Genomic DNA, 25,557 nt, shown 5'->3' on the forward strand with positions numbered 1-25,557 from the left:
GCTCGGAAAGATTAACTATCACGATGGATTAAAGAGTGGCGTATTTGAAATTGACCTTAGCTTCTCCACATATTACGACAACAAAATAGCACATATTATTGCCAATGAACTACTTTATAATTACACTCTTACCAAAATAAATCCTGAAGAAAATCCCGATACAATATTACAAAATTTAGATGCAAACAAGGATATTTCGTGGACCAATTCTCAAAATGCACTTATCGAACTGATATACGCTCTGTATGCTTCAAATTCCATTGCATACGGAAAAATAGGCATCCGAAAATTAGCTTTGATTTTTCAAGTGCTATTCCGAACTCCCTTAAACGATATTCATCATTCTTTCCACCGAATGAAAACAAGAGCAGGTTCAAGAACTGCATTTTTAGACCAACTCAAAATATCCCTCGAAGAATATATGGATAAAGACCTTTAGCTATATCAAAAATAACCGTTTGAAAGCAGTACCAAAACGTACTGCTTTTTTCTTTGCCCATATCTGCCAATTGGCAAATGCTCTCAAAACTTCATTACAAAATATCCAAAATCCAATAAAACCCTTATTAAACAAGGGTTTTCCTAATTGTAAAAATTTTAAAAAAACAGCCAAACCAATTGGCAAGGCTTGGCAGACAAACACTGCCACCTTTCACAATTTTGCATAGTGAACTTTAAAAAGCTGTGCAATGAAAATAATAACCATTGAAGAAGAAGCCTGGCAACAGCTCAACAGCCGTATCAATGCCATTGCCGACTATTTGAAAAGACAGGAAGATAAAAGCTATGATGACCTGTGGCTCAATAACCACGAGGTATGTCAATACCTGCACATTAGCGAAAAGACCTTATGGCGTATGCGAACCAAAGGCGAGATCACTTACTCAAAAATTTATGGGCAGTATTTCTACACCATTGGAGCAATTAAAGATATGCTTAATGCCAATGCCATACAGAGCAGTGATGAATTTGTGCAGGAACTTATGGCAAAAGGCAAAAGCTACATCGAAAAAGGCAGAAAGCTAAAGAAAGATAAAAAATAGGTATGAACCCTTAAAAATATCATTATGAATATTGACAGAATGGAATTTTTGGCGTGGATGGAACGCTTAATGGGACGTCTTGATATGCTGGGCGATAATATAGATGAGTTACAAAAGAAACGTAATAGCATAGATGGCGAGGAACTGCTCGATAACCAGGATTTACTTCAGATGCTGAAAATCAGCAACCGCTCCCTGCAACGGTATCGCTCCATCGGCAAACTGCCCTATTACACCATTAGTGGCAAACTTTATTACAAATTGTCTGATGTTCATCAATTCATCAGAGATAGCTTTAACCCACCTTCAACCAGATAACGCCAATAAGTGACAAACACTGCCTTTCAGTGCCAAGTAATGCAATTCAGTGAAGGCTTCCTTTACATTCGGCATTGAATTTTAAAATTTTCAGACTATGAGTGAAGAAACCATAAATAAACAGGAAATGCCCGAACAGTTATCGGACATATTGCTGGTGCTGGATAAAGAAAAAATGAAAATCCAAGCTGTAAAGAGTATAGACGAAAACGGGAAAATGGAAACTGTTGACCCCACGAAGAAAAACCAAAACCAGTTTATGCGTGTGGACAAAAGTGGTGATTTCTTTTCGAACTTCTTCTCCAATTTTTTCAGCCAGTTAAAGAACCCTACCAATTTTTCATTCTTCAAAGTACCTGCACCTATCGCTGTTGAAAAAGCACAGGAAATGCAAAAGCAGGTTGACAAGCCAACTCCTGAAGGCGAAAAAATAATGAAAGAGCACGAAGTAAAAATAGAACAGCAATCGGATAAGAAACAAGTAAACCAAAATAATATGGCAACAACACAAACAACACAGGAAGCAAGCGAATACCGCTACAAACCAGAACAGATTGATTGGGATACTATGACCAATCTCGGATTAAGCAAGGAATACCTTGAAAAGAGAAACCTACTTGAACCTTTATTGAAAGGTTACAAAACAAATGAACTCTTACCGATTGGTGTCAACCTCGGTGGTACAATTCTTCGTACAGATGCTCGCTTGTCTTTACAACAAGCCGAAGACGGAAAAGTTGTGGTAGGAATACACGGCATCAAAAAAGAACCCAATCTACATTTTGAGTTTTTCGGGCACAAGTTTACAGATGAAGACAAAAAGAACCTGCTCGAAACTGGTAATATGGGGCGTGTGGTAGATTTGAAAAATTCCAAAACTGGAGAACTGATGCCGTCTATTATCAGTATAGACAGACTAACGAATGATGTAATTGCATTGAGGAAGGATTTTATAAAAGTTCCAGATGAAATTAAAAGTGTAAAACTGAATGATGAGCAAAAGCAAACTCTATTGGAAGGCAAACCACTTTATTTAGAAGGTATGGTTTCTACCAAAGGAACAGAATTTTCGGCAACGGTACAGTTCAATGCAGATAAGCGTTATGTTGAGTTTCTGTTTGACCGCAACAATTCTAACAGGCAAACCCAAAGCAATGGACAAACTCAAGACAATCAGCAAAACCAATCTCAGGAAGCTCCAAAAACATTCAGAGGTAAAGAATTGACCGATGATCAACATAAGGATTTCAAAGCCGGTCAAACCATCTACATTGATGGATTGAAAGATAAAAAAGGGCAACCATATCAAGGTTATATCACTTTTAATAAAGAAAATGGAAAAACCAATTTTGAATTTCCAAATCAATACAAGGAAAGAGTAAAACCAACCGAAGCCCATAAAACGCAAACTGCCGTCAATTCTGAAGGCAAAACCAATGAGGCCACCAAAAACATCAAAGAGCCTTTGAAGTCTGGTCAACAAACACCGAAAAACAAACAACAGCAGGAACAACAGGAAAAGCCGAAAGCTCCAGCGAAAACAAGAGGCAAAAAAATATCTTAAAGTATGAAAACAATCATTGCAGAAAAACCAAGCGTAGCAAGGGAAATAGCCGGACTTTTGGGAGCATCCGATAAAAAGGAGGGCTACCTGACAGGCAACGGCTATTTTGTTACCTGGGCATTCGGACATTTAATAGGGTTGGGAATGCCCGAAGATTATGGAATTTCGGGATTTGATAAAACAGCGTTACCAATTTTACCCAATCCTTTTTTATTAACTGTTCGGAAAGTAAAAAAAGATAAAGGCTATACAGCCGATACAGGAGCGTTAAAGCAACTAAAAATTATTGAACAGCTTTTCAATAAAAGCGAGAGCATAATTGTGGCAACCGATGCCGGACGTGAGGGCGAATTGATATTTCGCTATATCTATGAGTACCTGAAATGCAACAAGCCATTTGAACGGCTTTGGATTAGTTCGCTTACCGAAAAAGCCATTAAGCAGGGATTTGATAAGCTCAAAGACGGAAAAGAATTTGACGGATTGTATCAGGCGGGACAAAGCAGAAGCCGAGCAGATTGGCTCGTGGGCATCAACGCTACACAGGCATTGAGTATAGTCGCAGGAAATGGTATTTATTCGCTCGGAAGAGTGCAAACTCCAACATTGGCTTTGATATGTAAACGCTATTTGGAAAACAAAGATTTCTCGATAAAGAAATATTGGCAGATACAGCTATCTCACAACAAAGAGCTGATAGATTTTAAAAGCATTTCTAAAACCAAATGGGAAGACCAAAAACTTGCCGATGATACGCTGAAAGCCATTCAGCGAAGCGAAACGGCAACAGTTACATCAGTAGAAACCAAAAGTGTTACAGAGCAACCGCCTTTATTGTTCGACCTTACAGGATTGCAAAAGGAAGCCAATAAAAAATTGAACCTTTCTGCCGAAGAAACCCTCAACATTGCTCAAAGCCTTTACGAAAAGAAGTTTATCACTTATCCACGTACCGGAAGCAAGTACATTCCTGAAGATATGTGGGCAGAAATTCCCAACCTCGTAAGGGCTTTACAGGACAGGGAAACCTGCAAGCAAGCCGTAGCTAAACTGAAATGGGGACGGTTCAATAAACGTATTGTAAACGATTTGCGTGTTACCGACCACCACGGATTATTGATTACAGACAAAATCCCGTCAGCACTGAACGCAAAGGAAAATGCCGTTTATGATATGATTGCCTTTCGATTGCTCGAAGCCCTTTCACAAGCCTGTATCAAGGAGATAACTGATGTAGATTTACAAGCGTTGCATTATGATTTTATGGCAAAGGGTTGTAAGGTTATAGAAGCAGGCTGGCGTTCCATCAAAGGCAGTTTTTCAGATGATAATACCGAACCTGTACAGGATTTGCCCGAACTGAAAAAAGGTGATGAACTAAAAATAAAAGAAGCCTCCGTTTTGGAAAAGAAAACCAAACCACCAGGGCTTTATACCGAAGCAGGACTTTTGTCGGCTATGGAAACTGCCGGAAAGGAAATCGAAAATGAAGATGAACGCAAGGTTTTACAAAACATCGGTATTGGTACTCCGGCTACCAGATCCGCAATAATAGAAACCCTGTTTACCCGCAACTATATCCAACGAGAAAAAAAATCCTTAATCCCTACCGAAAAGGGATTGCAAGTGTATAAATTGGTTAAAGAACGGAAAATTGCGGATGTGGCAATGACTGCCGAATGGGAACTCGCATTGCAGAAAATTGAGAACAACGAAGCGGATGCAGGGGCATTTCAAAAGGAAATGGAAAATTATACTTCATCTATTACCAATGAACTGTTGCAAACTTCGATTGCTCAAAATAACCTGCCAAAATTGGTTTGCCCGAAATGTAAAAGCCAGCAACTCATTATCCGTGATAAAATAGTGAAGTGTCCTGATAAAGTTTGTAATTGGGTACAGTTCCGTAATGTGTGTGGCGTACAAATCGGCATAGCCGATATTGAAAGCCTTATCAACAAAAAGAAAACTTCACTTATCAAAGGAATGGAAAGCAAGGCAGGTAAGAAATTCGATGCGCATATTGTATTGAAAGAGGATTGTACAACCTCTTTTGAGTTTGATAAAAATAAAAGCTACAAAAAGTAATGGAAAATAAGCCTACCATTAGTCCAATGGAAATTAGGAACCTGATTTATACCATACGTGGCAAGCAAGTGATGCTTGATAGCGACCTCGCTTCCTTATATCAGGTGGAAACAAAGAACCTTAACAAAGCAATAAAAAGAAATATTGAAAGGTTTCCCGTTTCTTTTTGCTTTCAACTGACCAAAGAGGAAGTTGAAAACTTGAGGTTCCAAATTGGAACCTCAAGTTTAAACTACGGAGGAAGACGTTATTTGCCCTATGTTTTTACCGAACAAGGGGTCGCAATGGCTTCTGCTATACTCCGTTCAGATATAGCGGTTAAAGTCAGTGTTGAAATTATGGAAGCCTTTGTAGAAATGAGGCGTATGCTGATCAGCAATGCTTCTTTGTTTCATCGTTTGGATAACATCGAATTGAAGCAACTGGAGGCTGACCAAAAATTTGAAGAGATTTTTAAAGCTATGGAAAGCGACAAACTCTACAGCGAAAAAGGTATCTTTTACAACGGGCAGATTTTTGACGCCTATACTTTTGTTTCCCGTATTATTCGATGTGCCAAATCCTCCATTATCCTTTTGGATAATTATGTAGATGATACGGTACTGACCTTATTGGGGAAACGGAATGCCAATGTAGCTGCCACTATCTATACCAAAAATATCAGCAATCAGCTACGGCTGGATGTACAACGGTACAACAGCCAATATCCGCCTATTGATATTGAACTATTTTCGGATGCTCACGACCGTTTTTTGATTATTGACAATACGGAACTCTACCATATCGGGGCATCACTGAAAGACCTGGGCAAAAAATGGTTTGCCTTTTCGAGAATGGATATTGAAGTCAGCAGGATGCTTCAAATTCTTACCCAATAATAAAACCCTCTGTAATTTCCAGAGGGTTTATTGCTTATTTAGCATTATAATTGTAATTGGGCTGTAATACTCTTGTAATAAACTTTCAGAGCATCACGTTCATCCTTACCAACGTAACTATTGTGAGCAACTAAGCATCGTATCTTGTACAATTCATCAACCATTACGTTCAACCAATGTTCATTCTGTTTTGGGAAATACTTTCCGAAAATTGTCCAATTCCCAACTATTATTTTTCCCAACTCTATAAAGTCGCAATAAAACAAATCGCTATTTCCTCGTATTGGCAAATATTTACTTTCTTGTTCAATCATTTGATTTGTAAGCCTTTACGTAGTTTTGATACTATTTTCTGTGATCCCGCTGGGAACACAAAAATTGCGTTTAATTAATTCATATTTAGCTATTTAGATAAACCTCTTTACGATTGGTAACCGAATAGGTCACCGGATAGCATGATTTGATTTGATCTAATTCGACAAAGAACTTCTTATTTCAAAGATAAGAAAAGAATCCTACAGACATCAAGTGATGATGAAAAAATAAAAATCTTTCGACATTACACTTCTCCTCCTGTATTTATTTCGACATGAAAATATTTATATGTTGAAATATATCCGTATTTTCGACATGAATATTATTTCATGATGAGTCAATCGACATAAGTAAATGATAAAGATGAAATTCTGATAAAGTTTCGACATATGGCATATAATAAAGACATTCCCTATAATGACCTTCCAGATTTACCCCCGGTAACTTTTATGGAGTCTAATGAACTATTAAGAGTAATTCTATTGCGTATATATATAAGTTATGTGCAACTTAAGACATACTGACAATCATAATTTTTCTAGTTTAGCAAAACCTACTGTCTTTCTATAATTATCGGGAGAAACACCTACTTTCTTCTTGAAAAACCTACTAAAATAAAATTCATCGTCATACCCAAGATTAGCTGCGATTTGTTTCAAAGGTTTTGAGGTTAAATATAGTTCGCGTTTAGCCTCTATAATAATTCTATTAGAAATTAACGAACTAGGTGTTTGCTGTAAATATTTTTTCACAATTCCAGCCAATGTTTTAGTGCTAACACATAAAACATCTGCATAATCTTTCGGAGAGTGTAACTCAGAATAATTCTTCTCAATAGAATCTACTAAATTTTGCAATATTTCAGATTGATCATCAGAAAATTTTGGCACTATATCTTTATTGGATTGTTTTTTTTGTCTCACAGCTTCTATTAAAAACACCTTTAAAAAAGCCACAAGAACCTCATGCTGAGCAATAGAATCTCTATCCATTTCTTTTGAAATTTGATCTATAAGGTTAAAAAACAACGCTTCTTCAGAAATTTTAAAATGTGGTAATCCATGAAAGTTGTTAAAAAGAATGCCCTCTGTTTCAATTTCATTTTGATATCGATATGTGCAAAAAAAGTTAGGGTGAAAATTTAATAACCAGCCTGAACAAGACTCTTCAGAAGAAATCATAAATGGTTGATAAGGTGACAAGCAAATCATTTGGTTGCCTTGTAATTCATAATTAGAAACATCTACATTTAACTTGTAATTGTTTCCTTTTAGTAAAATAATAGAATAATAATTTTTTCGCTGTAAATGGTCAAATTGATTAAGATTTTCAAACCTTTCTAGTCTAAATGCCAGTTCACCATTTTGCTTATCAATAATAATTTGAGCCATAAGAGTCTATTTCTTCTTTAATGTTACGTATTGAAAAGAAAGGAGTGTTTGTTACACTCCTTTCTAAAGATAACAATTATTTCGAAGCTATGATGTTTATTTTTTGAATTGCTGATGCTTCAAAACCATCTAAAAGAACAGGCGCATTTTCCATAAGTGCTGCTGCAACTTTCCCTGTTAAATGTGTATCTCTACCAGAATCATCTGCAAAAGTATCAAAGATTGCATATGTAGTAGCATCTATTTTTATAGCATACCAAGATAAAGTTTTTGGCTCGTCACCAACTAATTGTTTGCCGACATTAAGGAAGTTTTCAACATCTGTTGTCTTTGCTTCTTTAGATTTCATAATAACAAGCAAACCCTTGTTTTGCAATCCGGATTTATGATTAGATGCTAATACATCTACTGCTTGAATATCTGTGCTAGGATCAAAGTTCTCTAATAAATCACCTGCATTTGCTAATAATGCCTTCGCAACTTTGCCTGTTAAATGTGCTTGTCTTCCTTCTTCTACTTCAAAAGTATCATAAATACCAAAAGTATTATTATCTATTTGAAAGGCAAACCAAGATACTGTTTGAGGTTCTTGATTTACTAATGCTAATCCACCAAGTAAGAAGTTTTTGACGTCTTGTTCTTTTCCTGTTTTTGCTTTCATAATTACTAATAATCCGATAGTTTCTTTTTTTGTACTGTTCATAATGTTTGTGTTTTTAGATTTTGAAAATGTTTGAATTGTAAATCCTAGTAGAAAAACTAGGAATGCTAATTTTAATGGAACTTTAGTTTTCATCGTTTCTTGTTTATTTGTTACAGTGCAAATTTGAGACGAAACAAAAGACTATGGAATGGATGTTTATTACTAACGCATGGACAATTTTCAAAAAAAGCAATACTATTGAATCCAGTATGCACATAACAACGTATATAAAAAATACGCCAGCTTTCGTTATATTTGAGTTCTCGCCACTTTATAACAAAACGTTGCAACTGAAAACTACGTCTGCTAAAAAAGGCGTACTTTTCATATACAAAACCGTTACCACCAATTATAAAAACCGACGACAACGACACCTGACAATGAAAAAAATAACAATCATTATTTTGACAATCCTAACAATAGGACAAACTTTCGCACAAACAGATAAAAATGGAAATCCAGTTTTCAATTCAGTATCTACTGGAGAGAAATCAATCGACAACTTTGTTTTAATTTCAAATTATTACACCCTTAAAAACAATATTGAAAATACGCAATCATCAGTTTTTATTTCTGAAAAACCGACATTAGACCAAATTGAAAAAGCCTCAATCAATCTTGCGTCTGACTTTTTCATAATGACTAAAGAAAGTAAAATGGTTGTTATGGTTATGTTCACTTTTCTTTAATTTGTCTATTGTGTCTTGTACTTTTCTGGGAATATTTACTGTTTCTGTTTTCATTATTTCTTCAATAAATATTCTTAAAGAATTTTCTATACAATACAAATAAACTTCCGACATTTCTCGCCCTTTCTGTTGTATATCTTGGGGTAAAAGGTTTAAATGACCAAAGTTTACATTTTGTTGTATTTCCTCTATACTATCCAATAAAGAATTTTCATCCGAAATTAGAGGATAGAATATCTCATTAATGTATTTTCTTCGTTCTGCATATCCACCTTTGGCTTGCATTTCTCTCCTAAATTCCTGAAGTGTAACACAGATTTTAAATTCTTTTGGTTGGTTAGTTTTGAACTTAGCAGACTTATTCAGTTCATTTTTTAAATTTTTATATTCTGCTTCATTTTCACTTGTTATAGTAACATCGGTGGATGCTCCTGTAAGTAATATTTTTAAACGTTCAATGTGTTCTGTATAATTCATTTAGATTAATATTTTCTATCGGTTATTCTTCTCTACTCTGTGGCTCTTCCTCTTGGAGCATAAAATCAAGGAATAATAATTCTGCTTTGGCAGTTTCATCTTCAAACTTTAAGTCCCAACGCTGTTCCATAAATTCCAATAATTTATTGCCTCTATCAATGATAGTATCAGAGTTCCAAAAATCATATCCTGAAACTTCGATTTCAGAATGTGAACCATCAGAATAACCTTGTCTTATTTTTTCTTTTTTGTCATTATATTTTGCATTCTTCTTGTCATCAAAGCAATCATTTTGGAGGCTTGAATTTATACTTTGTGATAATGGCAAAAGATTTCCTAAACTTCCTTGAAAAAAAGGTATCTGTGATTTTTTGTAGCCTTTGAAACTATCTTTCCAACTTTTATGTGTGGGAGTTTGAGGATAAATATGTTCAATAGAAACTTTGTCTTTTTCACTTTTTACAAATAACTTCCAATCAATCTTTTGGCTTCCTCTTTGTCTTACTTTTTCCATTTCATATTCATATAAGAAATACCGAAGCCCATTCCAGTAATAAAACCCACCTCCGCTTTTGAATTTCTTATCAATAAATTTTTGAAAATATGTATAATCGAAATAGGTTTCTTCGGAATTTTCAGGTGTATAAAAACAGTAACTCATTCTATCATTCAATCGTTGAATAATACTGTCGATTGTCAATTCTCCGTTTCGCAACTGCCTTGCTGCACGATAAAATTCACTATTTCTATATGTCGAAAAAGCTCGGCTAAGCCTGAATGTAATAAATATAAAACGTTCAATTGCTTTAAGTAATTGAACTCGCTTATCCGAATTAATATCCTTGTTTAAAAAAGCTACGGTTACAAGCGGACGGAAATAAATTATACCAATTCTGTTCAATCGGTCTATCCAAAGGCTTTCCTGTGCATTTAGGTCTGAGTTGTTTACCGGATTGTGCGTATTATACCAGTGAACGGCAGCAGATTTTAAACTGTTTACATAATCTTCAATTTCTTTTGGAGAAAGTTGGGAACGCATCACTGTTATTTCTTCTTCTCCATTTGCCTCAACTTCTTCTTGGTCGGTATCTTCATCTTCCCTAACCTCTTCAAACTCCTGTATGGAACTAAGCCTTACTTCAGTTTTAGCATAAATATTTTGTGGTGTAAACTTCTGTTCTAATAAAAACCTTATGTAATCGTCACCTTTTTCCCTTGTGTATTGAAAATACATAATCCAATGAGCAACTAAAAAATCATCATCGTTGAGTGGATTTTTTTTATTTCTTCCAAGTTGGTAATAGACTTCTTTCCACGCATCATTGATTTTCTCACGCAAAGAAATCCGCTCATCATTTTTTAACTCTTTTTCATCATATAAAGTGGTTAAGTAAATCAGGCGATTTTTAAGAAGCTCCAAATTTGATAACTTTTTTCCACGATTATTCATCGTTTCAAATGCAACGAAAACATCAAAGTCATCACTTATTTCATAGACATTAAACATCATATTCTGTGTGACCTTTTTGAACAACGCTTCAATTTCACTCAAACCATATTTATCAAAATAATTTTGCAGATTTTCTTTGAAAAAGCGTTTGGCATTTTCAAGGTTGAGTGTATAAAAAGTTTCCTGAATTGTTCCGCTATTGGGTTCTAAAAAAATTTTATGTCGTAGAAATTTGAAACTTGGATTATCAACCTCGTATCCAAACTTGTATGTTTTGATAATGAATTGTGGGGGTTTTTCAATTACCAAATATTCTTCCTTAATTGCTTTTAGACTGAAAGAACCAAGATAAATTTCTTCGTCCTTTTTATCCTTGTTTTCAGGAATAGCTTTGAGCTGTTCCGAAATAGCTTGTATAAAAATTACAAATGTTGTCAGGCGTTGTTGCCCATCAACAATATGAAAAGGTTTAAAACCTCTATCTTCGATTAGCCAACGTTCATCATTCCAACTACTCCAAATGTTTTTATCTACTTTTTTTAAAGAGAGTAGTCCTGTATAATGAAACCTATCAGTTGGAAGATTAACCAAATCCTCCCAAAAATCTTTTAATTGTCGTGTCGTCCAAGCATAGCCACGCTGGTAATCAGGAATTTTAAATATTCTGTCTTTAAAAATACTTTTTAGAGGTTCTAATTCATTCATTATTTATAGTCTGTCGATTAATTGTTTGCTTTGATAGCTCAAAAATACAAATTAAATCCCTGGTTATTAATTTCCTTACGACAAATCCTACCTCTTAAAGCCAACCCCTGCCAAATATTCAAAGGCACTTATCTACTGTTATAATTTTAGGCTTCAAGCAAAATTCTAAATAAAATTCCATATGAATACACAACAAAAAGACCTATCGTATTTCAGATTACGACTACAGGAACTACTATATGCCAGCTTTCCTGAAAAGACATACGACAATAAGTTTATAGAACAACGTTCATCGTGGGCTGCCAATGCTTATGAAGGTGCTTTTCGTTCAGGAAACTCCATCGACCAGTGCGATGAGATCGCTAACTACATCCTGTTTGAAGGCTTACACTTCTCCAGGTTCGACACCGTTTTTCATGTCGTATGCAATGAGTTTGACACCATAATGGCAGACGAGGAACTGCGACCGTTCGCGTTTAAAATGTTCCCTGTCTGCGAGCCTGTTTTCTTGAGCTATGAACTAACCGATGACTTCGCAAACGGCCCTGAGTTTGACCTGCTCTATACCGAAATAACCGGAACCATCGCAATCTGGATAGAGGAAAATGGGCTTCAATAAACGCCAACATCTCCAACTGAATATTGATGCCCTGCGAATTGCTTTTAAACTTGAAAAGGAGAAACGACAAGCCACCGTAGGCGAAAGACTGCTATTGATGCAATACAGCGGATTTGGCGGCCTTAAATTCGTATTGAATCCTATAGTGAATGATACAGACATCAATCATTGGAGGAAGACCGAACATGACCTTTTCCCGATTACGAAGGAACTTCACCAGCTACTCAAAGAAAATTCCGAAGACGAAAAGCAATACCGCAAATATGTAGATAGTATAAAAGGTTCTGTGCTTACGGCTTTCTATACACCGCCACAGGTCATAGATGCGATTTCCGCAAGCTTAGGTGAAAGCGGTCTGAAAATCGATAAATTCCTTGAACCATCCGCAGGTATCGGTTCATTCATACAATCTTTTTCGGAAAATCAATCGGCAAATGTTACAGCTTATGAGAAAGATTTGTTGACAGGCAAGATTTTAAAACAGCTTTATCCGAAAAGTAATATCCGCATAAGTGGTTTTGAGGAAATCCCCGAAAAGGAAAAAAACAGCTATGATGTGGTTGCGAGTAACATTCCGTTCGGCGACACATCCGTGTTTGATCTTTCTTATTCCAGAAGTAAAGACACAGCCAAAGTACAAGCTGCTAGAAGCATACACAATTACTTCTTTCTGAAAGGAACTGATATGCTCCGTGAGGGCGGACTATTAATGTACATAACCTCACAAGGCATTCTCAATAGCCAAAAGAACGAACCCATACGCAGGGCGTTGATGCAGGATAATAATCTGATTTCAGTTGTTCGCTTACCCAACAATCTTTTTACAGAATATGCGGGTACAGAAGTCGGTAGTGACCTGATTATCCTCCAAAAGAATACGGCAAAACAAAGCCTGACAGATGCGGAAGAACTCTTTTGCCAAAGCAAGCAAACGCAGTACAATACGCCTGGCAATGCACTTTTTCAGGATAGCACAAGGATTGTGCATACCGAACAGAAATTAGATACCGACCCCTACGGAAAACCTGCATTAATTTTTACACACAAAGGCGGGGTTACAGGAATTGCCAAAGACCTGAAACAAATGCTTACGGATGATTTTGAAAAGCATTTGGATTTGAATTTATATAAAGGAAAGCGTAACGATGAACCTGTTATACAAATTCCCATAACACCGCAACCGCCAGTTGTAGAACCTGTAGTAATCAGTCAGGAACGACAGTCATTAGATACACCTACAATTATTCAGCAAAGTCAACAGGAATTAAAGCAATTAAGCATTTTCGATCTGTTTGAAAATATAGAAGAACCGGTAGCGGTTCTTGCTCCGCCTAAGAGAACGACGCAAGTCAAAAGGCAAAGCACTAAAGCAAACCGCCGTGCAGTAGGTCGTCAGACCGATCTGTTCAATGGGATACAGCAACCTTATACACATCCGATTACCGATAGAACTGCCAACGGAAGCCCATCTACCAATGGCAAAAATCAGGAAGCCATCGGCGACCTGTTTTCACAAATAAATGGGAATGGCCATGCTGATAAGCCAGCCGTTCCCAACACCATTCCCGAACCTGCTCCGTATGGTGGAGAATTAAAATCATTCCACCGTAACGATTGCCTTGTCGTGGATAATGGTTGGGTCGGTCATCTGCAAGATGTAGATACATCAAATCGTACGGCTGTATTCCACCCATTGCAATTACCATCCTTACAAAATGCAAGAGCCGAAGCCTACATTGCTGTACGTGATGTTTACCAAGATCTTTACAATAAGGAGGCGAAGCTTCAGACTGAACATAAAGAAGAAAGAGAAAATCTTAATCAATTATACGATGCCTTTGTTAAAAGGCACGGAAACCTCAACAGTACCGATAATATCAAGCTCATCAAAACGGACAGTTCTGGAAAGGAAATACCTTATCTGGAACGGGTGGTTGGTGGCGTGGTACACAAAGCCGATATATTCAGTCGCCCTGTAAGTTTTTCTACCTCAACCATAACAACGGACAATCCCGAAGAAGCATTAGCGGCCTCGCTCAATAAGTACGGAAATGTGGATTTGAATTATATGTCCGAAATCAGCGGTATGACTGATGACGCTTTGAAAGAAGCCTTACACGGTCGCATTTATTACAATCCTTTACAAAACGAATACGAGATATCCGAACGCTGGATTGCAGGTAACGTTGTGGAAAAAGCTCAGGAAGTCAAAGCATATCTCGAAAGTAATCCAAATGATGCACAGGCTAAAGCAAGCCTTACCGTTTTGGATGAAGCCCGACCAAGACGAATTGAGTTTGAAGAATTGGATTTTAACCTCGGCGAGCGTTGGATACCCACTGGTATTTATGGCCGGTTTGCTTCACATCTTTTTGATACGGACGTGAACATTCATTACTCGGAGAGTTCTGATGATTTTTCTGTAAGCTGTAAACAAAAGAATGTTCATATATGGGATAAATACGCCGTAAAAGCTGAAAGCCGGACGTTTGACGGGATTGCTTTGATCAAACACGCCCTTGTCAATACTACGCCTGACATTACCAAAAAATTGATGGTTGGCGATCAAGAGGTCAAGGTACGGGATATGGAAGCCATACAAATGGCGAACACCAAGATTGATGAAATCCGAGCCGCTTTTACAGACTGGCTTCATGCTCAAAACGATGAATTTAAAACAAGGCTTACCGACAAATACAACGACACGTTTAACTGCTTTGTCCGTCCGAATTACGACGGAACTCACCAAAACTTTCTCGGTTTAGACCGCAAAGCACTCGGAATTGAAGATTTGTATTCCAGCCAAAAGGACACGGTTTGGATGATTAAGCTGAACAATGGTGCTATCTGCGACCACGAAGTAGGTGCAGGCAAAACATTGGTAATGTGTACGGCAGCACAGGAAATGAAGCGTTTAGGGTTGGCTCATAAACCTATGATTATCGGATTAAAAAGCAATGTACACGAAATTGCCGAAGCCTATCGCACCGCTTATCCACATGCAAAAATATTATTTCCAGGCAAAGAAGATTTTACACCCCAAAAACGCCAACGCATTTTTGGAGATATTAAAAACAACGATTGGGATTGTGTTATTCTCACACATGATCAATTTGGAATGATACCGCAATCGCCCGAAATTCAAAAGGATATCTTAGAAATTGAGTTGGACAGCGTGGAGCGTAACCTTGATGCCCTGCAATCGCAAGGCAAGGAAGTGACCAGAGGAATGCTTGCCGGGGTAATCAAGCGAAAAGAAAACCTCGAAGTCAAACTCAAAACCTTGCAACACGATATTGAAAATCGTAAAGATGATGTGGTAGATTTTAAGATGATGGGTATAGACCATCTGTTTGTGGATGAAAGCCATCAATTCAAAAACCTGATGTTCAATACAAGGCATTCAAGGGTTGCAGGATTAGGTAATGTTGATGGCAGTCAAAAAGCAATCAACCTGCTATTTGCCATTCGCACTATTCAGGAACGCACCAATGCGGATATGGGAGCCACTTTTCTTTCGGGAACAACTATCAGTAATTCTTTGACGGAACTATATCTATTATTCAAATATCTTAGACCAAGAGCATTGGAAAAACAAGGTATTCATTCTTTCGATGCTTGGGCAGCAATTTATGCAAGGAAAACGACCGATTATGAGTTTTCGGTCGCCAATAATATTGTAGCAAAAGAACGTTTTCGATACTTTATTAAAGTACCCGAATTGGCACAATTCTATTCAGAAATCACTGATTACAGAACGGCAAAAGATATAGGTATTGACCGACCGAATAAGAACGAAATTTTGTATAATATTCCTCCAACTCCAGACCAATCTGCATTTATTCAAAAATTGATGGATTTTGCAAAAACAGGAAATGGTGAGTTGCTTGGAAGACCGCCATTGTCACAAAGTGAAGAAAAAGCAAAGATGCTCATTGCTACAGATTACGCCCGAAAAATGTCGCTCGATATGCGAATGGTAAGTGGGAAATATGAAGACCATCCCGATAACAAAGCTTCTCATTGTGCGGCAAATATTGCCAAGTATTACAACCAATACAACGCACAAAAAGGAACGCAGTTTGTATTCTCCGATTTGGGAACCTATAAACCTGGCGAATGGAATGTGTATTCTGAAATCAAACGCAAACTTGTGGAAGACCACGGCGTACTTGCGCACGAAGTCCGTTTTATACAGGAAGCAAAAAATGATAAACAACGCAAGGAACTTATCAAAGGAATGAACGAGGGAAAAATCCGTGTGCTTTTCGGTTCTACAAGTATGCTTGGAACTGGAGTGAACGCACAAAAACGAGCTGTTGCTGTTCACCATCTGGATACGCCGTGGCGGCCAAGTGACCTTGCCCAACGTGACGGAAGGGCTGTTCGTAAAGGCAATGAAATCGCAAAATTCTTTGCCAATAACAAAGTTGATGTAATTATCTACGCCGTAGAAAAATCATTGGATAGTTATAAATTTAACCTGCTTTACAATAAACAACTTTTCATAGATCAATTAAAAAACAATAACCTCGGTAAACGAACAATTGACGAAGGAAGTATGGATGAAAAATCGGGAATGAATTTTTCGGAATATGTGGCGATACTTTCAGGAAATACGGACCTGCTGGATAAAGCTAAATTAGAAAAACAGATTGCTGGATTGGAAAGCGAAAAACAAGCGTTCAACCGTTCTAAATCTAGTGCTAAATACAAGCTTCAAGATTTTACAGAATTGCTTGATGGTGCAAAATCCCGTTTCAACAGAATGAGTCTTGATTGGGAAAATTTAAAGCAAAGAATACAAAAACATTCTGACGGTACAATTGTAAATTCTGTACTGTTAGATGGTTTCCCGAGTAATGCAGATGTAAAACAAATCGGTGCAAAGCTTAACGAACTTGCAGAAAAAGCACGCACCGGAGGTCAGTATGAAGAAATTGGTACGTTGTACGGATTTACGCTATTAGTCAAAACCGAAATGTCTGAAAAAGAAGGTTTAGATATTCGGGTAAACCGATTTTTGGTTCAAGGCGAAGGAAATATTAAATATACTTACAACAACGGCGTCATCGCTAAAGATCCAGATACGGCGGCTGTGAATTTTATGAAAGCTTTGGAAAAACTGCCTAGCTATATTGATCAAGAACAAAAGAAAATCACAGAAATACAAAAAGATCTACCTGTTCTTCAGGAAGTGATAAACGGAACTTGGTCTAAAGAAAACCGATTGAGCGAACTCAAAACGGAACTGGCTTCGGTTGAGCGGAAAATACAATTATCCATCACGCCTGAACCTAAAGAAGAACCAACAGGACAGGTCGAAAAACAGAAAGAAGCCCCAAAGGTTTCCGAAAGTATTATACGGACAAAAGGTATTCATATGCCCCGGGGGCTATTATAAAAATGTTCCTATATTTCGTCCTCTTCATCCATTTTCTTAATCAAGGCATCACGCAAGCTGTCAAGGAATTTGGTGCGGTTTATTTTCCGTGCTTTAAGTTCCATAAACGTATGATAAAAGTCGCCCAAACTGATATTGAATGTGCTTTCAAATGTTTTGGCGATGGCTATTATATCTGTATTGCCAAATGCACCCGCCGAATGCAGTGCGTAAATCAATTCGGTTAATGCTGTTTTGCTTTCTGTCCAATTTAAAGCAAAACTGTTAGGTGGCTTCTTCTGAATGTTATTATTTAGTTGGTCTTCAATATAAACTTGTATTTGGTCGTTGGCGATAATCTTTGCCACTTTATAGTCGTGGGAAGTAGAAAATCTATGGTCGGTTTCAAAATAAATGGTATCCAAACTCAATTTTATATCGTGTTTGCCCCGGATAAACAACTTATCATCAATAAATGAGTTATTCGTACGGTAGTATTTATAAAATTCAAGATTGTTATCGAAGAATTTCTTTAGTTTCTTTAATTCTCTATTGAGATACTCCTTTGCAAGCTTTGTTCCATTAGGCTTCTTTGTTTCGATTTTATAAACGGCATTGTAATAAATGAGTTTTGAAACGATAGCAGGTTTCTGATGTTTGAAAAAATGGACTTCCTCATCAATATTCTTAAATCCCCTATTTAAAACATACTCCTTAACTTTGGATAAACACTCAATGATAAGATGTATAACAGCTTCTATCTTACAAATAGAGCAATGGCCCTCAATCTCCAATTCGTAAATTGCTGTCTCCAATTTATATAACGTTTCTTCATAGAATTTCTCCATCTTGTTATTTTTAAGTCCGAAATTTTGGGTACAAATAGAAAAATTTATATCAGCATAATGGTATTTTGCCGTTACCATTATATGCCACAAAAACTTATTTAGTTTCGTAATGCAGCCATATCAATTACAACCTGATATTTCAAATATCCCAAAACACAAAGAAATTTACATTTTCGTAAAATGAATTAGCACTGCTTATTACTCAATCCGCAACCGCTCTTCCTCCAAATCCAACTTAAGCAGGTAATGCCTCGTAATTTCTTCGTCGATTAGTGGATTTTCTTTGGTTTCTTTTCTAAGCCATTCACGTTGTTTTTCCATTGTGGCGAAATAGATTTTTTTGCCTTCTTCCGATAGGGTGAAAATGGATGCCTCATCTTCATTTTTCTGCCATCTGGTAATCATATTTTTGATGTAGAGATTTTTGTCTCGGTCGGTTTTGAAATTTTCAGCGAGGTATTCTAATGCAACATCTTTCATTCCCTTTTGTAAAACTACACTTGCTTCTTTTTCAGATAAATGATAAGGCGTTTCTACTGGAATATTTAACCATTTGATTAATGCTGGAAGTGTCAATCCTTGAACTATCAATGTAACAAGTATTACTACAAAAGTGATAAAAAGGATTAAGTCACGATGTGGAAATGGTAATCCATTGTCGAGCGTTACTGGAATTGACAACGCTGCTGCCAAAGAAACCACACCACGCATTCCCGTCCAGCCAAAAAGTATTGGAGATTTTCGTTCTGGATTTGGGTCTGCAACTTTGATGAAATTCCTCACTAATAAAAGTGTCCATACAATTAAATAAGAAGCAATAAAACGAACAACGATTAAGATGGCGGTAACGAGCAATCCATATCCGATTGCTTCTGAAATTCCGATGCCTTCGTTTTTTAAACCTTGTGTAATTTCTGGTAAATCGAGACCGATAATTAGAAATACAATTCCATTAATTAAGAAAGTAAAGCTTTCCCAAACATTAAATCCTTTTAGTCGTGCTTCAGGCGTTTTTAACCATTCGTGCCTTCTAACTGAAAGAAATAAACCACCGCAAACTACAGACATTACACCAGATGAATGAACTTCCTCTGCTGCAATGTACATCACGTAAGGTGCCGCCAAACTTAGAATAACATCCATATTTACATCGGTAGGAAATATTTTGTGAATTTTCAAAAAGATAAAACCTAAAGCCAATCCGATAGCAACGCCACCGAAAACCATCCAGCTAAAACTTAGTGCGGCATCTTGCCAAATAAATTGTCCAGTTGCTACGGCTACTAATGCAAATCGAAAAATAATTAAAGATGAAGCATCATTTAAAAGACTTTCGCCTTCCAAAACAGTGGTGTAGTTTTTCGGAATTTTTACATATTTAAGGATTGCTCCTGCGCTAACCGCATCTGGTGGCGAAACAATTCCGCCTAACACAAATCCCAATGCCAATGAAAAACCAGGGATAAAAGAATTGGCTACAAAGGCTACGATGATTGCGGTAAGGAAAACAATGATGAATGCAAAACTTGCAGTGACACCTCTCATTTTCCATAATTCTTTCCAAGATATTTGAAAAGCACCTTCGTATAAAAGTGGTGGAAGAAAAATAATAAAAATCAGTTCCGGCTCAATTTTAATTGTTGGAATTCCCGGGATTAGACTGATAAACAAACCTGCAACAACTAATAAAATAGGGTAAGCAATTTTCAGTTTTTTCGCCAACATTATGGCAAAAATAATGACCATTACCAATCCCAAATAAAATACAAAACGCTCTATCATAAAATCATTTATTACATTAAAATACCATTCTGTGCTGCTAATGGTTGTGGCAAATCTTTATCATCCAACATATCTTTCAAATCTATTTCCAGCATACGGCTGATTTGGGTAATTGGTACGTCATTCGGATTACCTTCAAAAGGGTTTACTGAACTTTCTCCAATGGTATCTAAAATATGAAAAGCCCAAGCTATCAACGCCGTAAAAGGAATATTAAACCAAATCGTATAATCTTCTAAAAAAGTTCCTTTTCCTAAAGCTGCATATTCTTTTAGCAACCCAAACGGAAGTAAAAAAATAAAAATGTACATCAAAAAAGTCATTACCGTTTCGAAGTTTCTTGGGTATGGAAAGTTCTTTATTCTCTCAGCTTTTCCTTGGTCGTCAATTAAACGTGTAAGACCCTTTTGAAGTTCTAACCATTCGATGTGACTTATAACGCCTTCTTTTTTTAGTTTTCCTAAAGTTTCAGATTGTGTTGCAAGCAATTGCGTTGATTTATTTTTTTTGGATAAAATGTAGGCAAGTTCATCATCGCTTAAATATTGCTTCAATTCTTCCTCAACTTTACTTTGCCATTCCGGAATGACAAAATTTCCTTGAGAAAAATTCTGATTACTTCTATTTTTTGTGTTTTCCCAAGGACGAAACTCACGCAGAGAAAAACGTAAAGCAGTAAGCCAAGCGAAATGCCTGTAAAACATCAATTTCACGGTCTCATCTTGCTTTCCGCCCAAAGTATCTCTTAGTGTAAAGGCAAAACTTCGGCTATCGTTGATGATGGCGCCATAAATTTGTCGGGCTTCCCATAATCTTCCGTAACTCGCATTGTTTTTGAAACCGACACTAAACGCTAATGCCGTACCCAATAATGCGACTGGTTGCCAAGGAAGCGAAAGAAAATGCCAGCCAAAAGCGTAAAGAATTGTAGGAATTGAGGCTATCAAAAAGAACCACAATGTTTTGCGCAACGTCCATTTAAAGAAAACTAAAGCTGTGTATCTTCTACCTGTGTACATCGTTTGAATTTATTTTTAATTAAGATATTAATGATAAGTAACTCTTTTTGCTTTTGTTGTCTTTAAGATTGATTACATCAAAACGTTTGGCAGATGAGAAAGAACCTACATCGCTGTCGCTGTTTATCATCACACCGCCCATTAATATTACATATTTACAGTTGTAGTTTGTAGCCGCTACCAGTTCTAATATTCTTTCGTCGATAGCTTCGTAAATCACTTCGGTTGCTTCGTGAATGGGTATTTCTGCACTTAATATTCTGTCTTTTTGTCTTAAAAGAATTTGCTCAATGGTGTTCATTTGATAATCCATATCAGTTACATTTCCTTCCACAATAATTCCATCAGATAATTTTTTCAAAGCACCTTTTGCTGCACCGCAACAACCCGATGCATTGTGCTGACCGTGACGAAGAATTTCTCCGATTTTACTTTCTTTGGAAATACCGATATGTGGTCCGTAATAAATGTAAACCGCACCATCATCTGGAACGTGGCTTGCAAAAGCGCCCATTCCCGTCAATCCTGTAAAAGGAAAACCATCTAAACCTCCCATTTTAAAAGGGCCGAGAAACTCTTGTGTTGCTCTTGCTGGATATTGTATGCTGTTGACATCATCGCTACAAATACTGTCCGCTATCATTACTTTTGAAGCTGGAATATTCAATTCATCTTCGATAAAATCAATTAATTTGTTGACGGTATCTATTGTGGTTAATGCATTGGGATAAAATTTTCTAACCAGTTCTAATTTTTCTTTTTTTAACATCGTATTTATGTTTTTTTTAAATTATTGCATTATTAAGGATTTGTCGCAAAAACAGTAGTATCAGTTATAAAACCTACATCGTTCATTGTCAACATCGACATTGCAACGTGAGCAATTTCGGATGCTGTTAATTTCTTTCCGTTATCATTTGAACCGTAACCAGATTTCGCCCCGAATTCAGTCACCACTTCGCTCGGATTTATCTGCATTACTCTTACGTTATTTTTTCTAAGTTCTGCTCTCCAACATTCCGTCATTCCTTTTAAAGCAAATTTGCTGGCAACATAAGCCGAGCCGTTTGCAAATCCGTATAAACTTGCCGTAGAACCAATATTGATAATATTTCCTTTGTTCTGACGAATGAAAATTTTTGCAGCTTCTCTTCCTACCATAAAAGCCCCTTTCACATTGATGTCCCAAACACGTGCAAAATCCTCTGTAGTTGTAGCAACCAAGTCGCTGAAATATCCAACGCCTGCGTTATTAATTAACACATCAAGTCCATTCCATTTTTCTTCTACAAATTTGAAAAGGTTTTCTACATCTTGCTCATTGGCAACATCGGCTGTAAATCCTAAAACATCTAATTCCTTTGCAGCATCCATCACGGTTTTTTCGGTACGACCACAAATCAGAACTTCAGCTCCTTTTTCTTTAAATATTTTTGCCATTTCGTAGCCCATTCCGGTAGCTCCGCCGGTGATTAAAATTTTTGCATTTTTGATTTCCATATAATTGTTTATTGTTTTAAGCCAGATAAAAACTGTCTATTTAGTAAAGTCTACTTGTTATTATTCTTCAATCTTTCTAACGTCTGTGGTTGTTACGCCAAATTTCTTTTTAAATGAAGCATAAAAATGGGAAAGGTTTTCAAAACCTAAATCCAGATAAAAATCGGTTGGTTTTTGTTTTAAATATTGAATTAAATAATGCGCTTCCTCCAATCGTCTTTCCAAAAGCCATTGCTTCGGTGTTGTTTTGAATACCTGTGAAAAATCTCTTTTAAAACCCGATAAGCTTCGTCCAGTAAGCGTTGCGAAAGTTTCTACAGGAACATTGAACATATAGTTTTGCTTCATATATTCTTCCAAATCTATTTTGTAAGGCGAGGAAAAATCAAACAAAATTTGTTTAAAATCGGTGTTGCTTTGAAGTAGTAATTCAATTGCTTCCTTAATTTTTAACTCCGCAAGTTTGGGTGTAGCTTCTTTTTTCTTATTGACATAAGGCGCCAACGAACTGAAATAACTTTTGAGGAAATCATCAGCTTCAAAAAACATACGTTCATCACCAATGTACTTTCCGTCTAACTCAATTTTATTTTCAAGTGCGTATTTCTGTAGAACTTCCTGGTCCAAAGTAATTGAGATGAATTTGTATTGCCCATCTTTTGCTGGATACTTTGTTGTTCGAATGAGTTGATTTCTTTTGATGAGTACAACAGAATTCTCTTGAATTATTGCAGTTCCGCCCGGATAAACAGCGTGTGTTTCTCCCGAAAGTTGAAATCCCAATAAATGTTCGGGCATAAATTCTTCGTAGCCTCTGTGTTGCCGAAACTGGCAAGAATACACCAGTCTGTCGAATATGACTTCCTTTTTACCTTCCATATTTTATTTGATAGCATTTATTAAAGTACAATTGCAAAGAAAAGAAAATTTTAATCTAAAAAATATTGTTTAAAAGCTCAATATTGTGTTGCTGAAAAGCTCAAACTTGGAAAAATGATACCGCAATACCTTTCATTGAGATTGGTAGAAACGGTATCACATTAGATGTTTAAATTTCTGTTTGCTAAAATTTTAATTAAAACTATTCTGCGTTTTCAATGATTGCTCTCAGCTTTTCCAACTTGCCGGCATACGGTGGAAAATTCAATGAATCATCTGCCGACTCGCTTTTGTTGGCAATCATTATTGGTTTGTAATGCGTAAAAGTTTTGAAACTTGCTGCACCAACATAATTACCCATTCCGCTATTTCCAACGCCACCAAACGGCAGATATTTTGAAGCTGCGTGAATCATACAATCATTAATGGTAACGCCACCTGCACTGGTATGCGTAAGTACTAAATCCTGACGTTTTTTGTCTTTAGAAAAGAAATACAAAGCCAAAGGTTTCTCTTTTGTTTTTTGCAACGCTACCAATTCTTCAACCGATTCAAATGTAAGAACAGGCATAATGGGTCCGAAAATTTCTTCCTGCATAATCGGAGCATTTTCTGTTACATTATCTAAAATTGTTGGTGAAATGTAGCGTTTTTCAGCATTTGATTTTCCTCCAAAAACCATTGTGCCATTTGTATTTTCGTCAATCAATCCTACCAATCTTTCAAAATTTCTTTCGTTGATGATGAAACCATAGTCTTCACTTTTAGAAGCATCTTCGCCATAAAATTCAACCATATATTTTTTGCTAAATTCTATAAATTTTTCTTTGATGCTCGAATGAACATAAACGTGGTCAACCGAAACACAAATCTGTCCTGTATTGAATAATTTTGCTCTGACGATAGATTTCGCAGCCTGTTCCACATCGGCAGTTTCATCTACAATAGCTGGGCATTTACCACCCAATTCTAAAATAGTTGGCGTTAAATGTTTTGCTGCAGCGGCTTGAATAATTTTACCAACTCGCGGACTTCCCGTAAAAAATAGAAGGTCGAAACGCTCTTCTAAAACACGATTTACCATATCTACATCACCTAAAAGACATTTTACATAATTAGGAGAAAACGTATTCTCTATAATTTCATTAATTACTTCACCACAAGCAGGTGAATCCGATGAAGGCTTTACTACCGCTGTGTTTCCTGCTGCAATAGCTCCCAACAACGGACCGAAAATTTGCCAGTGTGCAAAATTCCACGCACTCAAAATAAATACCATTCCCAAAGGTTCAGGTTTGATGACGCTTTCATTTCTACCAAAATTTGCAGGCGTTTTCACGTGTTGGTCTTTTGCCCAATCTTTCAGGTTTTCTATGGTGTTATTGAGCTCATCCATCACCCAACCTAATTCAATCAAATACGTTTCCATATCGTTTCTGCCCATATCTATCTTTACGGCTTCAAGAATTTTTGGTTCGTATTTTACAAAATTTGCTTTTAGTTTTTCCAGTTGTGCTAATCTAAAATCAACATCCAAAGTTGCTCCCGAAAGGAAATACTTTCTTTGGCTATCTAATAAATTCTTGATTTGTTCTTTGTTCATAATTTTTGAAATTAAGATTGTTTTATTATTACAAAGGTCAAGAATTTTAGATTGTTTGGTGTTTGTGTGACGTTCAATTTTGTATTTCTGGAACGTTCAGGTTTTAAATAATCCTGTGTTTTGTACTTTTCCTTTCAACAAAAAAATCGATATGTTGCCTATGAAACACGGATTATTGAAATATCATCTATTTAACTTTTTCTTATTTAAACCTACTGCACCAAATGTTGCAAATCTGGGTCATTTTTAATCCGCTCCAATTCTGCACCAATAATCTGTACAATATCTTGTTTTATCTGCCGG

21 protein-coding genes are annotated in these 25,557 nt (G+C 36.5%); 8 read left to right on the top strand and 13 right to left on the bottom strand.

Annotation, left to right across the window (positions count from 1 at the left end; genetic code table 11):
- Positions 1-439, top strand: a 439-nt coding sequence (locus tag E0Y80_RS19810) for an RteC domain-containing protein (protein WP_197091692.1), incomplete at its 5' end; no start/stop codon positions are given.
- On the opposite strand, the gene E0Y80_RS19815 is transcribed toward E0Y80_RS19810, so the two are convergent.
- On the bottom strand, positions 440-649 hold the full coding sequence (locus E0Y80_RS19815; protein ID WP_156309392.1) for a hypothetical protein: 210 nt from the start codon (positions 647-649) through the stop codon (positions 440-442).
- A 40-nt stretch (positions 650-689) separates the two neighbouring features.
- On the opposite strand from E0Y80_RS19815, the gene E0Y80_RS19820 reads away from it, so the two are divergent.
- The 5 genes from E0Y80_RS19820 to E0Y80_RS19840 all read left to right on the top strand — a co-directional run bounded on the left by E0Y80_RS19820 (position 690) and on the right by E0Y80_RS19840 (position 5,891).
- The gene (locus E0Y80_RS19820; RefSeq protein WP_156309393.1) at positions 690-1,043 is read left to right on the top strand and encodes a helix-turn-helix domain-containing protein; all 354 of its coding nucleotides are present in this window, start codon (positions 690-692) and stop codon (positions 1,041-1,043) included.
- A 24-nt stretch (positions 1,044-1,067) separates the two neighbouring features.
- Positions 1,068-1,361 carry a helix-turn-helix domain-containing protein gene (locus E0Y80_RS19825; RefSeq protein WP_002978174.1) on the top strand — a complete coding sequence of 98 codons (294 nt, stop codon included), beginning with the start codon at positions 1,068-1,070 and terminating at the stop codon, positions 1,359-1,361.
- 97 nt (positions 1,362-1,458) lie between these two features.
- Positions 1,459-2,925, top strand: a complete 1,467-nt coding sequence (locus E0Y80_RS19830; RefSeq protein WP_156309394.1) for a DUF3945 domain-containing protein — start codon at positions 1,459-1,461, stop codon at positions 2,923-2,925.
- A 3-nt stretch (positions 2,926-2,928) separates the two neighbouring features.
- Entirely contained in the window at positions 2,929-5,013 is a 2,085-nt protein-coding gene (locus E0Y80_RS19835) for a type IA DNA topoisomerase (protein WP_156309395.1), read from the top strand.
- The gene (locus E0Y80_RS19840) at positions 5,013-5,891 is read left to right on the top strand and encodes an ORF6N domain-containing protein (protein WP_156309396.1); all 879 of its coding nucleotides are present in this window, start codon (positions 5,013-5,015) and stop codon (positions 5,889-5,891) included. Before E0Y80_RS19835 ends, E0Y80_RS19840 begins: the two co-directional genes overlap by 1 nt.
- A gap of 44 nt (positions 5,892-5,935) precedes the next feature.
- Here E0Y80_RS19840 and E0Y80_RS19845 read toward each other — a convergent pair whose 3' ends face one another.
- The 5 genes from E0Y80_RS19845 to E0Y80_RS19865 all read right to left on the bottom strand — a co-directional run bounded on the left by E0Y80_RS19845 (position 5,936) and on the right by E0Y80_RS19865 (position 11,621).
- The gene (locus E0Y80_RS19845) at positions 5,936-6,133 is read right to left on the bottom strand and encodes a hypothetical protein (RefSeq protein ID WP_197091693.1); all 198 of its coding nucleotides are present in this window, start codon (positions 6,131-6,133) and stop codon (positions 5,936-5,938) included.
- Positions 6,134-6,733: 600 nt separating this feature from the next.
- Entirely contained in the window at positions 6,734-7,597 is an 864-nt protein-coding gene (locus E0Y80_RS19850) for a helix-turn-helix domain-containing protein (RefSeq protein ID WP_156309398.1), read from the bottom strand.
- Positions 7,598-7,673: 76 nt separating this feature from the next.
- Positions 7,674-8,393, bottom strand: a complete 720-nt coding sequence (locus tag E0Y80_RS21070) for a putative quinol monooxygenase (RefSeq protein WP_197091694.1) — start codon at positions 8,391-8,393, stop codon at positions 7,674-7,676.
- Between the two features lie 515 nt (positions 8,394-8,908).
- A complete protein-coding gene (locus tag E0Y80_RS19860; RefSeq protein ID WP_156309399.1) occupies positions 8,909-9,466 on the bottom strand; it encodes a hypothetical protein in 558 nt (185 codons plus the stop codon).
- 22 nt (positions 9,467-9,488) lie between these two features.
- Positions 9,489-11,621, bottom strand: coding sequence for a DUF262 domain-containing protein (locus E0Y80_RS19865; RefSeq protein ID WP_156309400.1), 2,133 nt, complete (start codon positions 11,619-11,621; stop codon positions 9,489-9,491).
- Between the two features lie 181 nt (positions 11,622-11,802).
- Between E0Y80_RS19865 and E0Y80_RS19870 the strand changes: the two genes are divergently transcribed.
- A complete protein-coding gene (locus E0Y80_RS19870; protein ID WP_156309401.1) occupies positions 11,803-12,240 on the top strand; it encodes a DUF1896 domain-containing protein in 438 nt (145 codons plus the stop codon).
- Positions 12,227-17,644 carry an N-6 DNA methylase gene (locus E0Y80_RS19875; protein WP_156309402.1) on the top strand — a complete coding sequence of 1,806 codons (5,418 nt, stop codon included), beginning with the start codon at positions 12,227-12,229 and terminating at the stop codon, positions 17,642-17,644. Before E0Y80_RS19870 ends, E0Y80_RS19875 begins: the two co-directional genes overlap by 14 nt.
- Before the next feature lie 8 nt (positions 17,645-17,652).
- Here E0Y80_RS19875 and E0Y80_RS19880 read toward each other — a convergent pair whose 3' ends face one another.
- The 7 genes from E0Y80_RS19880 to E0Y80_RS19910 all read right to left on the bottom strand — a co-directional run bounded on the left by E0Y80_RS19880 (position 17,653) and on the right by E0Y80_RS19910 (position 25,332).
- Positions 17,653-18,471 (bottom strand): RteC domain-containing protein, encoded by an 819-nt coding sequence (locus E0Y80_RS19880; protein WP_156309403.1) that lies wholly within the window; start codon positions 18,469-18,471, stop codon positions 17,653-17,655.
- Between the two features lie 198 nt (positions 18,472-18,669).
- Positions 18,670-20,253, bottom strand: coding sequence for a Na+/H+ antiporter (locus tag E0Y80_RS19885; RefSeq protein WP_156309404.1), 1,584 nt, complete (start codon positions 20,251-20,253; stop codon positions 18,670-18,672).
- A gap of 11 nt (positions 20,254-20,264) precedes the next feature.
- Positions 20,265-21,272 carry a bestrophin family protein gene (locus E0Y80_RS19890; RefSeq protein WP_156309405.1) on the bottom strand — a complete coding sequence of 336 codons (1,008 nt, stop codon included), beginning with the start codon at positions 21,270-21,272 and terminating at the stop codon, positions 20,265-20,267.
- A 19-nt stretch (positions 21,273-21,291) separates the two neighbouring features.
- Positions 21,292-22,041 carry a hypothetical protein gene (locus tag E0Y80_RS19895; RefSeq protein WP_156309406.1) on the bottom strand — a complete coding sequence of 250 codons (750 nt, stop codon included), beginning with the start codon at positions 22,039-22,041 and terminating at the stop codon, positions 21,292-21,294.
- Positions 22,042-22,073: 32 nt separating this feature from the next.
- Positions 22,074-22,772 (bottom strand): SDR family oxidoreductase, encoded by a 699-nt coding sequence (locus E0Y80_RS19900; protein WP_156309407.1) that lies wholly within the window; start codon positions 22,770-22,772, stop codon positions 22,074-22,076.
- Positions 22,773-22,832: 60 nt separating this feature from the next.
- Entirely contained in the window at positions 22,833-23,651 is an 819-nt protein-coding gene (locus E0Y80_RS19905; protein WP_156309408.1) for a helix-turn-helix domain-containing protein, read from the bottom strand.
- A gap of 202 nt (positions 23,652-23,853) precedes the next feature.
- Positions 23,854-25,332, bottom strand: a complete 1,479-nt coding sequence (locus tag E0Y80_RS19910) for an aldehyde dehydrogenase family protein (RefSeq protein ID WP_156309409.1) — start codon at positions 25,330-25,332, stop codon at positions 23,854-23,856.
- Positions 25,333-25,557 lie beyond the last annotated feature (225 nt).

The sequence above is a fragment of the Sphingobacterium endophyticum genome (genome assembly GCF_009733535.1).
Lineage (GTDB): Bacteria > Bacteroidota > Bacteroidia > Sphingobacteriales > Sphingobacteriaceae > Sphingobacterium > Sphingobacterium endophyticum.